Origin of the sequence: Xenorhabdus japonica (genome assembly GCF_900115195.1) — a bacterium.
In the GTDB taxonomy this organism is placed as follows: domain Bacteria; phylum Pseudomonadota; class Gammaproteobacteria; order Enterobacterales; family Enterobacteriaceae; genus Xenorhabdus; species Xenorhabdus japonica.
The window spans coordinates 16,726-29,880 of record NZ_FOVO01000024.1; the positions used below are offsets into that span (position 1 = coordinate 16,726).

The 13,155-nt window shown below is 41.6% G+C and carries 10 protein-coding genes and 1 pseudogene; 4 read left to right on the forward strand and 7 right to left on the reverse strand.

Going from position 1 to position 13,155, the window contains the following annotated elements; translation table 11 throughout:
- The first annotated feature begins 88 nt into the window (after window positions 1-88).
- Both BM135_RS17705 and BM135_RS17710 read left to right on the forward strand, forming a co-directional pair.
- Window positions 89-1,156: a M60 family metallopeptidase gene (locus BM135_RS17705; protein ID WP_092519675.1), complete on the forward strand. Its 1,068-nt coding sequence runs from the start codon at window positions 89-91 to the stop codon at window positions 1,154-1,156.
- Between the two features lie 38 nt (window positions 1,157-1,194).
- Window positions 1,195-1,491 (forward strand): annotated as a pseudogene (locus tag BM135_RS17710) (M60 family metallopeptidase); the annotation flags it as partial.
- Between the two features lie 124 nt (window positions 1,492-1,615).
- On the opposite strand, the gene ychF reads toward BM135_RS17710, so the two are convergent.
- Entirely contained in the window at window positions 1,616-2,707 is a 1,092-nt protein-coding gene (gene ychF / locus BM135_RS10440; protein WP_092519677.1) for a redox-regulated ATPase YchF, read from the reverse strand.
- Between the two features lie 112 nt (window positions 2,708-2,819).
- Window positions 2,820-3,410 (reverse strand): aminoacyl-tRNA hydrolase, encoded by a 591-nt coding sequence (gene pth / locus BM135_RS10445; protein WP_092519678.1) that lies wholly within the window; start codon window positions 3,408-3,410, stop codon window positions 2,820-2,822.
- Between the two features lie 267 nt (window positions 3,411-3,677).
- Between pth and ychH the strand changes: the two genes are divergently transcribed.
- A complete protein-coding gene (gene ychH / locus BM135_RS10450; RefSeq protein WP_092519679.1) occupies window positions 3,678-3,953 on the forward strand; it encodes a stress-induced protein YchH in 276 nt (91 codons plus the stop codon).
- Window positions 3,954-4,039: 86 nt separating this feature from the next.
- Here the strand turns inward: ychH and BM135_RS10455 are convergent, their stop codons facing one another.
- From BM135_RS10455 to lolB, 5 genes are all read right to left on the reverse strand, one after another.
- The gene (locus BM135_RS10455; protein WP_245737370.1) at window positions 4,040-6,052 is read right to left on the reverse strand and encodes an autotransporter outer membrane beta-barrel domain-containing protein; all 2,013 of its coding nucleotides are present in this window, start codon (window positions 6,050-6,052) and stop codon (window positions 4,040-4,042) included.
- Between the two features lie 254 nt (window positions 6,053-6,306).
- The gene (locus tag BM135_RS10460; RefSeq protein ID WP_092519681.1) at window positions 6,307-8,355 is read right to left on the reverse strand and encodes an autotransporter outer membrane beta-barrel domain-containing protein; all 2,049 of its coding nucleotides are present in this window, start codon (window positions 8,353-8,355) and stop codon (window positions 6,307-6,309) included.
- Between the two features lie 620 nt (window positions 8,356-8,975).
- A complete protein-coding gene (gene prs / locus BM135_RS10465) occupies window positions 8,976-9,923 on the reverse strand; it encodes a ribose-phosphate diphosphokinase (RefSeq protein ID WP_139204099.1) in 948 nt (315 codons plus the stop codon).
- 59 nt (window positions 9,924-9,982) lie between these two features.
- Complete coding sequence (gene ispE / locus BM135_RS10470) at window positions 9,983-10,942, reverse strand: 4-(cytidine 5'-diphospho)-2-C-methyl-D-erythritol kinase (protein WP_092519683.1); 960 nt, start codon at window positions 10,940-10,942, stop codon at window positions 9,983-9,985.
- Entirely contained in the window at window positions 10,942-11,559 is a 618-nt protein-coding gene (gene lolB / locus BM135_RS10475; RefSeq protein ID WP_092519684.1) for a lipoprotein insertase outer membrane protein LolB, read from the reverse strand. Before lolB ends, ispE begins: the two co-directional genes overlap by 1 nt.
- Before the next feature lie 304 nt (window positions 11,560-11,863).
- On the opposite strand from lolB, the gene hemA reads away from it, so the two are divergent.
- Window positions 11,864-13,126, forward strand: a complete 1,263-nt coding sequence (hemA, locus tag BM135_RS10480; protein ID WP_092519685.1) for a glutamyl-tRNA reductase — start codon at window positions 11,864-11,866, stop codon at window positions 13,124-13,126.
- Window positions 13,127-13,155: the final 29 nt, after the last annotated feature.

The window sequence follows — 13,155 nt, forward strand, 5'->3', positions numbered from 1 at the left end:
TAAATGTAATGTTGTAGAGTGATAATCAACGTGGTTGCTTAATGGCAGGCTACGAAAATTTCATACCTACCATTTATGGAGGAGAATTATGATGAATATCACCGACAATATGCTACGTTTTGGCTTCCTTTTTATGCTTTGTTTAATTTCTGGCAACGTACAAGCAAAACAATCTATCAATGATAATATGGCGGGTAAAAATCACTGTGCCAGCATAAAGTTGAACAATAATTCAGATATAAACAATGCGTATATAAATAATGTGGAGAAACGCTATCTATTACCCGCTTTACCCTCCGCCGCTGAAGAATGGGAGCGTCTGCGCACGATGAAGCTGGTAGATTATTTCTCCTCCGGCTTATATGTTCGTAAAGATGAAACTATCCGTCTGTCATTAACTGGAGCGAAAGCCATTTCGGTTTTTTTTAATTCTCCCACAATCCCTTTCTCTGAGGGAGAAGCTGGTAAGTCGATTCTTGTATCCTCAAAGGATAAAGCCAGCACTTTTATATCTCCTGCTGACGGGATAATGTATTTCCGTTATACCCAGCATCATTCTAATAAGCCTAACCCCATAAAAGCGTCGATTAAGGTGCTTAAGGGAGGCGAAGCCATTCCTTTTTATGTTGCAGGCCAGACAACGCTCTGCCAGTGGCAGAAGATGTTAAAGGAATATAGCCATTCACCATTTATTGAGATAACCGATCGCAAAAGCATAATCACCGTGACACGGGATATTTATAATCGTTCTGCAAAGGCGGATCCGGCAGTATTGTTGGGTAAAATTAAATGCATTATCAATAGTTATGATGATATCTCTGGTTTATCGGCTAAGGGAGATAATAAAGACCGTCCATCTCTGCTTAAAATTCATTATATTGAGGATAAGTTTTCCTCACCAGAAGATATTAAAAACGTTTACATGTATGCGACAGATTATATAGTAGGCATGCCGGAAGACAGTGCACTGGATATACTTAACCCGGACAGATTATCATCCGCTTGGGGAATATGGCACGAAATTGGGCATCATTATCAACAGAGTGATTGGCTTTGGGAATCCGTCATAGAAAGCACTGTTAACATTTATTCTCTGTATATTCAATCGCTATTAGGTTTTCCGTCCCGATTAGACAATAAAATGATAATGGCCTAACCTGGAATGAAGTCGCGAAGGAATTCAAGCGGTCCCCTAACCGTAATTTCAACAGTGAGAAGCCGGATAGTATGAACTGGGTAAGACTGGTAATGTTTGAGCAACTGAGGAAAGGATTGGGGACTGACTTTTATCGTAAACTTCACAGCTATTATCGACACTATCCGTTGAAGCAGACAGCCAGCGACGAAGAGAAAATAAACAAGTTTGCCTTGAGTGCAAGCAAGGTCTCAGGTTTTGATTTAACGGAGTTCTTTGTCGGTTGGGGCTGGGCTATTAACAAACAAACCCATGATGAAATTAAGGCTCTTAATCTTCCAAAATCAACGCTATAAACATCAAATTATTATAAACATCAAATTATATAGCAGTGAGCCGTCTGATAAAATCCACGCAGTTGCGGGGATTTTATCAGTCTCGATAAGACATTCTAAAATGTCTTAAGACAAGAAAAATGATTTAGACATTGAACAAGAAATTCAGCACATCACCATCTTTAACGATATAGTCTTTCCCTTCTGCACGCATTTTGCCAGCTTCTTTCGCGCCTTGTTCACCTTTATAAGTGATAAAATCATCAAACGCGATGGTCTGGGCACGGATAAAGCCTTTTTCAAAATCGGTGTGGATTTTACCCGCAGCTTGTGGTGCTGTGGCGCCGATCGGAATAGTCCAGGCACGAACTTCTTTCACGCCCGCAGTGAAGTAGGTTTGCAGGTTCAGCAATTTATAGCCAGCGCGGATAACACGGTTCAGGCCCGGCTCTTCCAGACCCAATTCCGCCATGAACTCTTCGCGATCTGCATCTTCCAGTTCTGCGATATCGGCTTCGATGGCTGCACAAACGGGAACAACGATAGAGCCTTCTTTTTCCGCAATGGCGCGAACGATATCAAGGTGTGGGTTATTCTCAAAACCATCTTCATTGACGTTTGCAATGTACATGGTTGGTTTCAGGGTCAGGAAGCTCAGATAACGAATAACCGCTTTTTCTTCTGGATTCAGGTCCAAAGAGCGCAGCATACCTGCTTGTTCAAGGTGAGGAAGACATTTTGTCAAGGCTTCCAATTCTGCTTTAGCGTCTTTATCACCGCCTTTGGCTTTTTTCTGTACACGCTGGATGGCGCGTTCACAGGTATCCAAATCAGACAGAGCCAGTTCTGTATTGATAACATCAATATCTGAAGCAGGATCAACCTGACCAGAAACGTGGATGATGTTGTCGTTTTCAAAACAGCGTACTACATGACCTATCGCTTCTGTTTCACGGATGTTGGTCAGGAATTGGTTTCCTAAACCTTCACCTTTTGAAGCGCCTTTTACCAGACCCGCAATGTCCACGAATTCCATGGTGGTTGGCAGTATACGTTGTGGTTTAACAATCTCAGCCAATTGGTCGAGACGTGGGTCTGGCATCGGCACAACACCTGTGTTTGGCTCGATGGTGCAGAACGGGAAGTTTGCTGCTTCGATACCTGCTTTGGTCAGCGCATTGAATAATGTAGATTTCCCAACGTTAGGCAGGCCAACGATACCGCATTTGAATCCCATATATTTATCACCTTAAATCACTTATAAACCAACGAGCAATATGCTTGTCGGTGAGTTATACAAAATTGGCGCTATTATACACGCAATAACCCGCTGCGCCACGCACTCCCAGCTAGGCGCTGGCTTTAAAGGCATGCAGGCGGTTAATTGCCTTGTTCATACCCTCTTTAATGAGGATGTCAGTACAGCGCAATGCTTCATCTATCGCATCGTCAATCAGTTTTTGTTCGCTGGCAGGAGGCTTGCCAAGGACAAAACCCACAACTTTGTTTTTATCGCCCGGATGGCCAATACCAATACGCAGACGATGGAAGTTAGGGTTATTGCTGAATTTGTTTTGAATGTCTTTCAGGCCATTATGACCGCCATTACTGCCGCCTAGTTTCATTTTTGCCACGCCGGGCGGTAGATCCAGCTCGTCATGAGCAACCAGAATTTCATCCGGTTGAATGCGATAAAATCCAGCAAGAGCAAGGACAGATTTGCCGCTGAGGTTCATGAAAGTGGTTGGCACCAGTAAACGAATATCCTGCCCATTCATGTTGATGCGGGCGGTATAGCCAGAAAATTTACTCTCTTCTTTTAGGGACTGGTTATGGCGTTGTGCTAACAAATCGACAAACCATGCTCCGGCATTATGTCTGGTCTGTGCATATTCAGCCCCAGGGTTTGCCAGTCCAACGATTAATTTTATGTTACTCACGGTTTAGGTTCGCTTATTGGCAATAGAACAAAAAAGGGAATTAGTTTACCTATCTCAAGGCTTGAGTACAAAATCATTATTTTAATAAATATTGTTTTGGTGGAATGTAAAAAATTAGGCTTAAATTTGTACACCCTGTGATCATCGCCGCAATAACCTTTTGTATGATAGGGCTATACTTAACACAGAAGAAAGATGTCTACTTTCGTGCTTTTGAGTTCGTTGTGTTTGCAAATTAGCGTTCACAAAAAGTATTGGAGGTTGGTTATGAGACGTAAAAAGGCTTTTATTTTTGGTAATATTCTCATGGGAATGGGAATGACGGCAATGCTTGTTAGTCTGGCTTATGTATTGTTTAGCCATATTTTCAAATTTGGTCATTCTGAATTTCTTACAGGTATCTCATTAATGGGATTGTTTGTTGGCGCATTTATTTGGCTGGTAGGAGCTAGAGTTGGTGGTAGAGAACAAGTTAGTGATAAATATTGGTGGCTGAAAAATTACGATGAACGTTATCGTCGTAAAAAACATCGACATCCGTAATTATTTTAAACGTTAAAATTCAGTACATTTTAGGTAAGGCGGCAATTTACTACCGCCTTACCTTTGCTTGTGAAAGAGTTGGTATATCAAAATCTGACGTTCATGCCGAGATTAAAATAATAGTCGTGATTTGGCTCATTATCATTTTTTTCATGTGATACAGCCGCAAATGCGCGAAGATTATTGGTCAGATTGGCATTAATGCCGACAGTGTATTGAACGCGATCCTTCTTCTGTTTTTTCTCCTGCTGTACGAAACTTGTTTGGGTGGAGTTGATCGCGCTGCGAAGAGCATAGTGTTCATCATTGAATTGATGCTTAAACAGGACAGAGGCATAAGGATTAATAAGTCCCAATTGTGTATCTACTCGCCAGCCCATCGAGCCAATTCTGGCATGATAGTGTTGATCGCCAAAATGCATGGCAGTACTCCTGTTACCAGATTCACGATAACCATCAATATTTCCTTTGTCCCAAGTGTATTGAATGATTGGACTGGTGGTCAGATAACGGGTGACAGGGATATCCCAGCCTGCCGTAATACGCCAACCCCACTGCTTACCCATCGTTGAACCTGATTCCCTACGTGTGGCCTGACCAAGTTGGATGGAACGTGACAAATTATCGTAATTGGTGCGTAAATAATGGAAATCACCGCTTAGCCAGCCGCGGTTATAGTAGTTCCATAGTGTGTAAGCTGTTATGACATGGCCTGTCGCTGCATAATTAAAATTGGGTGTTGCATTTTGTTCATCTCTATAACGTGAAATTGTTGCCCCTAATAGCAAATTATCCGTCAGTTGATAATCGCTACCCAATGTAAGGGTTCGATTGTGATTGCCAGTATAACCGCCAAATACACCGATTTTACCTTGTTCTTCATGACGATTGCGTAGTTGTTGCAGGTGGCTGTCAAGTGAGGATAGGGCGACTTTAACTGGAATGCGATTGATAGGGTTCAATGTCATCACCTGTAGTGGGGCGTTATAGATCGACATAATGTACTGACCAATCACATGATGTGCATAAGGTGTTGGGTGGAAGTTATCGGAAAACAAGAATGCTTGGCTTTTATCAAATTCAGGATCGGAAGAAGAACAAACCATAGCCATTTTACCTTGTTGACAGGCATAACCCAAGGTATTGAAGATACCATAAATAGTCGGGTTCTCAATCATTTCTCGTAAGAGAAGGTTAATATTGGCACGAAGGATATTTCCGTTATCTAGTCGGCTTTCTTCAATTTGATTATATTTGTCAGAAAGTTGGGAGGCAGTTTTGCTGGCATTATCGTAAGCATCCCGCAATTGGTGGTAAATTTCTTTAGCTTTTTGGGGATCTTGGGGAGATGCATTTGCGGCAATTTTTTTTAAGACACCTTCGATAATTTTATTTCGGATTTCGGTATTTGGCGTAGGATACTGGTTAATGGCTTCATGAATTTGTTTCAGAGTTTGAGCGATCTTTTCTTTAGGTACTTTCTTTTTCTCCAACGAAATTTTAAGTACTTCTTCTAGAATTTTGGGAGTTGTTCCAACATCTGGAATGTTAGGTACAATAATTAAACCTGCGCCAGCTTTAATAAGCCGATTAACTTGCGATGCTGCGGATTCAGAACCGTCATTGATAAGATATTGTGCAGATTTTTTATCGCCTTTCGCTAGATGTTCTAGAGCTTTAGATATATTATTGCCCCCGACCCAATGTATATATACGCCATTAGGATCAGCCCGTTCAGAATGTGCTTTTAAATAATCATTGAGTTGCTTTTCCGTGGAGTGAGAAATAATGTCCCAGATTAGATTACCTGAACCATTAGCTGTAGCTCCTCCGTAGGCATAATTCGTTCCGTCTTTACTCTTTGATGGTATTAGTTTTTTGCCTGTGAATTTTCTAGTTATATATTCATCATATAGTTCAGATTTTTTTCCATCTGTTGTGAATTTTCCGATATTTCCACTATCACTCAAACTATCCCCAAAAACATATATATTGTCATAGGCATAAGAATTAGTAGTGAAATTTACTAATAATGCAGTTGTAGCTGATACTAAAAAGGATACCTTTTTCATATCGTTTCGTTCTCCTGAAAATAGCATGTTATTTTGGTACTAGTTCAACACATTGAGTTAAAAGACTATTCGATTATCTCTCTGGTTGATGGCTGATTTCCTGCATATTTCAGTTAGATACTACTTCTATTTGCATATACGAAAATTCAACAAAATATTAATATCAGGATTGATAATTAAACAAAAACGCAAGGCAGTAATATTTATTGCCTTGCGTCCCTGAGTGGAAGTTCTGTTTCTATTGTCCGATAGTTTATTAATATCGACTTATTTACACCGAATTAGAAACTAGCATTGATGCCAAAACTGAAATTATAGTTAGGATCTTGAGCACTACCCTCATTGCGAGTTACAGAAGCAAATCCACGCAAGTTATTGAACAGGTTTGCGTTCATGCCGATAGTATATTGGCGCCAATTAGTGCTTTGTTTGCCACTTTCTCGCACAAAAGAAGTTTTGGTGGAGTTAATAGAACCGCTCAGTTTGTAGCTTATATCACCAAATTGATGATTGAACTGAACTGAAGCATAAGGATTGAAACGACCAAATTTAGTATCTACTCGCCAGCCCAGTGTTCCAACTTTAGATGTATAGTTTTGATCACCAAAATTCATAGAAGTGCTATTGTTGCCGGATTCACGGTAGCCATCGATTTCACCTTTGCTCCAAGCATACTGGACGACTGGGCTGGTGGTCAGATAGTTGGTGACAGGGATATCCCAACCTGCGGTAATGCGTGCTCCCCACTGTTTACCTGTGGTAGCACCGGTTTCCCTGCGGGTGGCGTTGCCAAGCTGGATAGCACGGGTCAGGCTGTCATAATTGGTGCGCGAATAATGGACATCACCGCTCAACCAGCCATTGTTGTAGTAATTCCACAATGTATAAGCTGTCAGAACATGACCAAGTCCTTCATAAGAGAAATTAGCCGCAGGAGTGCGCTCATCTTTATAGTCAGAGTACATTGCACCCAACAGCAGGTTATTTGTCAGTTGATAGTTGCCACTCAGTGTAAAGGTTTTGTTCTGGCTACCAGTGTAGCCGCCAAAAACACCGATTTTGCCTTGAGCATTGCCGCTATTGCGTAGTTGTTGCAGGTGACCGTCAAGGGAAGAGAGGGCACTTTTAACTGGTGCACGGTTAACCTGGTTCAGGGTCATTACCTGTGATGGCGCATTATAAATAGAGGTAATATATTGACCCATTATCTTGTGTCCCAACGGAGTTGGGTGGAAGTTATCGGAGAATAAGAACTGTTTATCCCCTGTAAAACCTGAATCTTCGGAGGTGCATTTATCGGCACCCTTATTTTTATCTTTATCATATGAGCAGGCATAACCTAATGTATTTTGAATGCCATAAATCAGAGGGTTGGCGATTACTTCATTCAGCAGGCCATTGATATCAGCACGCAGGATATTGCCATTTTTTTCGCTGATTTTTTCGTCGACTAGATTGTTGTATATATCAGTGAGTTTTGAAGCATCTTTGCTGATTTCTTCATATGTTTTGAGAAGCTTACCATAAGCTTCTTTTTGTTTTTCTTTTTGTTCAGCTGAATCACCCTTGTAAGCATTTTTTGCTATTTCTTGAAAAATTCCCTGAAGAATCAGGTTTCGAGCTTGAATGTTAGGAATATCATAACCATTAATTACTTGATGGATGTTCTGTAGTTGTTCATTTATTTCTTCTTTTGATAATTTTTTGCCATCTGCTGATGGTTGGGATAATGCCTGTTCCAAGAACTTTTCTAGCATCTTGGGTGTAGTTCCAACATCAGGAACAATTGGTGCGATAATTAATCCGGCACCTTTTTCGACAAGTTTATTGATTTGATTTGCAGCTGTGGTAGCGCTTATATAGGCAATGTCAGCGGTAACTTTTTGACCTTGCATTGGATCTTTTGTCTTTGCAGTTTTTATTTGGCCGTCTTCTAAAGCTTTGGCAAGGTCGTTGCCTCCTACCCAGTGAATATAGATGCTATTAGGGTCAGCTTTTCCATTATTGTCATTAAGATATTTATCTACCTGTTCTTGCGTATTAAAACCGTCTTTGCTGTATTTTTTAAGAGCTGTAGCACTACCTTGAGCGTAATTAGTTCCATCTTTTTTAATAGATGGCGTTAGATCAGTCCCCGTGATTTGTTGAGCAATATACTCATCGTATAACTGACTGGTTTTTCCATCTGTCGTATATCTTCCGTTATTCCCACCATCGCTCAGGCTATCACCAAAGACATAGACTTTGTTATAGGAATAAGCATTTGCATTAGAAATGGCATTGATTGAAAGCGCTAACAGTGCAGGTGTGAATAAAAAAGCCTTTTTCATTTTGGCATTCTCCTTAAAAATAGTTTTTGTTCTTGAACAGCCTCTCGCCTTTGAATAAAGAAGTATCCAGTGATTCTTCCCTGAGGAAGTTGGAGGTGCTGATGTGTTTAGTATTCCAATTAAGCTGGCTGCCAATTTATTAGAAAAATTTATTTTTAAAAGCTAAGGAATAATATTTGTTTATCAATATGACTGTGTGACGTAAGGAAATAAAAACCTACCATCATTGAGTATTCGGCAGGTTAGCAGCAACTATTCAATGACACCAGTATTGTGAGGGGGTTTAGCAACTGGACGTACCAGATGAATTGAAATTATTGTGGGATATTAATTTCAATTTGTATGTAAGATAATCATCTTATTTTATTGAGAAAAATTCACGATATTTGGGTTAACTTATTGATAAAGTTAATTATTAATCTTATTTTAATATTCATCAATGTTATTAATTCTTGATGAAAATATTAGCTATGTATATCAAATAAACAGAAAACCCCGCCGCTGCAAATGCAGCCACGGGGTTTTTTTAAGCAATGATTTATTTAATCACTTGAATAAGTTAGCGCTTAATATTAACGCTAAAGCTTAAACATTCATGCTCAAACATTAGTACTCAAACATTAGTGCTCAAACATAGCAGAGATAGACTCTTCATTGCTGATACGGCGAATAGCTTCAGCAAGCATACCAGATAGTGTTAAAGTACGAACTTTGTTCAATGCCTTGATCTCATCAGACAGAGGAATTGTGTCACAGACAATAAATTCATCAATCACTGAGTTCTTGATGTTTTCCACTGCATTGCCAGAGAAAATAGGGTGGGTTGCATAAGCAAATACCCGCTTTGCTCCACGCTCTTTCAATGCTTCAGCTGCTTTGCACAGTGTGCCACCTGTATCGATCATGTCATCAACCAGAACGCAATCACGGCCAGCAACATCACCAATGATATGCATAACTTGAGAAACGTTTGCACGCGGGCGACGTTTATCAATGATAGCCATATCTGTATCATTCAGCAGTTTGGCAATTGCACGGGCGCGCACAACACCACCGATATCTGGAGACACAACAATCGGGTTTTCCAGACCTTTCTGGAGCATATCTTCCAGAAGAATTGGACTACCAAATACATTATCAACTGGCACATCAAAGAAACCTTGGATCTGTTCGGCGTGTAGGTCAACGGTAAGAACACGGTCTACACCAACGCTGGACAGAAAGTCCGCGACAACTTTGGCAGTGATAGGTACACGTGCTGAACGGACACGGCGATCCTGACGAGCATAACCGAAGTAAGGAATAACAGCGGTAATACGACCAGCAGAAGCACGACGTAACGCATCGACCATAACGACTAATTCCATCAGGTTGTCGTTGGTTGGTGCACAAGTGGACTGGATGATGAAAACATCACCACCGCGTACATTTTCATTGATTTGAACACTGACTTCACCGTCGCTAAAACGACCGACAGCAGCGTCTCCCAGGCTAGTGTACAGGCGGTTGGCAACACGTTGTGCTAGTTCAGGTGTAGCATTACCAGCAAAAAGCTTCATATCGGGCACGAGAAAAACCTCAGGCTTGCGTCCAGAGAGATATTGTTGACCAATCAAACAAATATTGCTCATTGGTTCAATAACACGGGTATCCCAGAGCGGAATGTATGCAACGGAGAAATGTTAACGCCACGCGTAACAAAGCCCTGCATCCACTCTGGGGCTTGATTTAACACCTTACGGGCCGATGCTTCTGATTCGAACTCGCCGAAAACACATGCACCGGTTCCGGTCAGGCGTGACGGTGCATATTCTAACAGCCATAAAAGAAGCTGTTCAACCTTACGAAAACGTTTTCTTGCGATTGGCTCACAATCATTTGCAAATGGTGCCTGCAATAATGCGGGTAGAGAGCGAATCGGAGAATTTCTTTTTAATTCAGGATCTGTGAAGATCGTCGGAGTTGATATCTCAATTCCGGGGTGGACAACCAAAAACCATTTCTCTTCTGGTGAGGCGGGCTGGAGTTTTTCCCCGATGCCTTCGGCAAAGGCAGCATGACCTTTAACAAATACGGGAACGTCTGCGCCAAGACAAACTCCAAGCTGCGCCAGTTCATCATCGGACAGATTGGCTTGCCAATGATAGTTCAGAGCAATCAATACCGTCGCAGCATTGGAAGAGCCGCCCCCCAAGCCTCCGCCCATCGGCAGGCATTTATCAATGTGAATATCGGCTCCTAAGCATTCGGTTCCTAATTGAGCGCTCTCATTGCGATTCTGCAATGTATTTTTTTGTAATAGCGTATGTTTTTGTAATAATGTGTGTTTTTGTAATAGTATGCGTCTTTGTAATATATGATTCTGTAATAATCGGGATGCCCGCACGATCAAATTATCATCATGGGCTACGCCTGCAACCGGAGTCAGCAAGCGGATTTCATTATCCTGACGCGGTGAAATGGTGATTTCATCGCCATAATCCAGAAATTGAAATAGCGTTTGCAGTTCGTGGTAACCATCAGGTCGTTGCCCTGTGATATACAAAAATAAATTCAATTTTGCCGGAGAGGGCCAGGTTAAAGTCATTATTGAATCGTCCAGTTATCCATCTTTAATTTTATGCGATTTTTCCCTTGGGTAAGCTCCAATCGAGTGGGTAAGGCTGGTGTGATCGAGGTATCGTATCCCTGATAATTGACTCGCCAAACTTCACCATTTTTTTTGTCACTCACGGATTTAAGCAGGTAGTTGGCATCCAACTGAAAATCTTTAGTACTGCCGGGCAAACCGATAATCCAACTTTTCAGGTTATCCAGAGGGATATTCATATTGGTAAGCTGGTAAATTAAGGATTCTGGCTCATCACTGAGATATTTTTTACCGTTATTGTCAGTGACTTGAATCATGTTCGGTTTAACAAATAATTCCAATTCTGTTGTACCCAGTGGGTTGAGCAGCAGTAATTTATAATTGTCAGGCGAATATTGTTGCCAGAAAAAACGGGCATACACTTTTTTTTCATTTGCCAAATAAGCGAAAGAACCCCGGGTTTGGTAATGTTCCAGCTTTGTCAGTTGTTGTTCACGAGCATGCCATTGTGGGGTATCCGCTGATCCTGTGCCCATTGGGGGTTGTGTGATTGTACAGGCCGTCAGTAAAACACCGGATAGGGGAAGTAAGCGAAAAAACGAAGACATTTTCATACGGTAACCCTTGGTGGTAGGAAAGTTTGAAACTTGAGTTCTATTGGTTATAAATATGGCAGTATTTAAATATGACAATTTAGGGCGTGTCACCCAATTTTATAATCAGGCGGGTAATTTAGCGAAAATTTGGTAAGAATTCTCGAATAAATTATCGCAGAACCATCCGATTGACTTTTATTGAACTGATGCATCAAGTAGAATGCTCGACCAATGAGAATCCTTATGAAGGGTGTGAGTTTATGAGAATAATTATTAATATCATTATTATCTTGCCCCCCTGTGATAACTCAATGCAGTGAAGATGACTTTATTAGCACTCGGTATCAACCATAAAACAGCACCTGTTTCCTTACGTGAGCGGGTGGCCTTTTCTCCTGACACGATAGGGCTAGCGCTTGATGACTTGCTCCAGCAACCACTGGTGCGAGGCGGTGTTGTGCTGTCTACCTGCAACCGCACGGAGCTTTACCTCAGCGTTGAGCAGCAGGGTAATTTTAAAGAACAGTTAATTAATTGGCTATGCAAATACCATCGCCTTAATCCTGATGATTTGACAAAAAGCCTTTACTGGCATGTGGATAATGAGGCCGTCAGCCATTTGATGCGGGTCGCCAGCGGCTTGGATTCTTTGGTATTGGGCGAACCGCAGATTTTGGGACAAGTGAAAAAGGCCTTTGCTGAGTCACAAAGTTATCAATCACTGTCAAGTGAACTCGAACGCTTGTTCCAAAAATCTTTCTCAGTGGCCAAGCGGGTCAGAACAGAAACAGAAATTGGTGCAAATGCCGTTTCCGTGGCATTTGCTGCTTGCACACTGGCACGACAAATTTTCGAATCCCTTTCTCAACTGAATATCCTGTTAGTGGGAGCAGGGGAGACGATTGAACTGGTAGCCCGACACCTCAAAGAGCATCGTGTGTATCACATGATGATCGCTAATCGTACGAAAGAACGTGCACAAATGCTTGCCAGTGAAGTCAATGCAGAAGTCATTTCCCTACCGGATATTGATACCCGATTGGCCGAAGCTGATATTGTAATTAGCTCCACTGCCAGCCCGTTGCCAATCATTGGCAAAGGCATGGTCGAAAGAGCGTTGAAATTACGGCGCAACCAGCCGATGTTGCTGATTGATATTGCCGTTCCCCGTGATATTGAGCCGGATGTTGAAAAATTGAGTGATGTTTATCTGTATAGCGTGGATGACTTACAGGCTATCATTCAGCAAAATCTTGCCCAACGCAAAGCTGCGGCGGTTGTTGCGGAAGATATTGTTCAACAAGAAAGCAGCCATTTCATGGATTGGTTGCGTTCTCAAGGTGCTGTTAATACAATTCGTGAATACCGGGAACAAGCAGAGAAAATCAGGGCTGAAATGACGGCAAAAGCATTGATGTCCATAAGGCAGGGTGCTGACGCTGAACAGATCATCAACCAATTGACCCATCAATTGACGAATCGTCTGATTCACTCACCGACTAAATCTCTCCAACAAGCTGCCAGCGATGGCGATTTGGAACGCCTGAATCTATTACGGGACAGCCTTGGGCTGGATCATAACTAACCCTATTCTAAACCTATTCTAAATAAGGT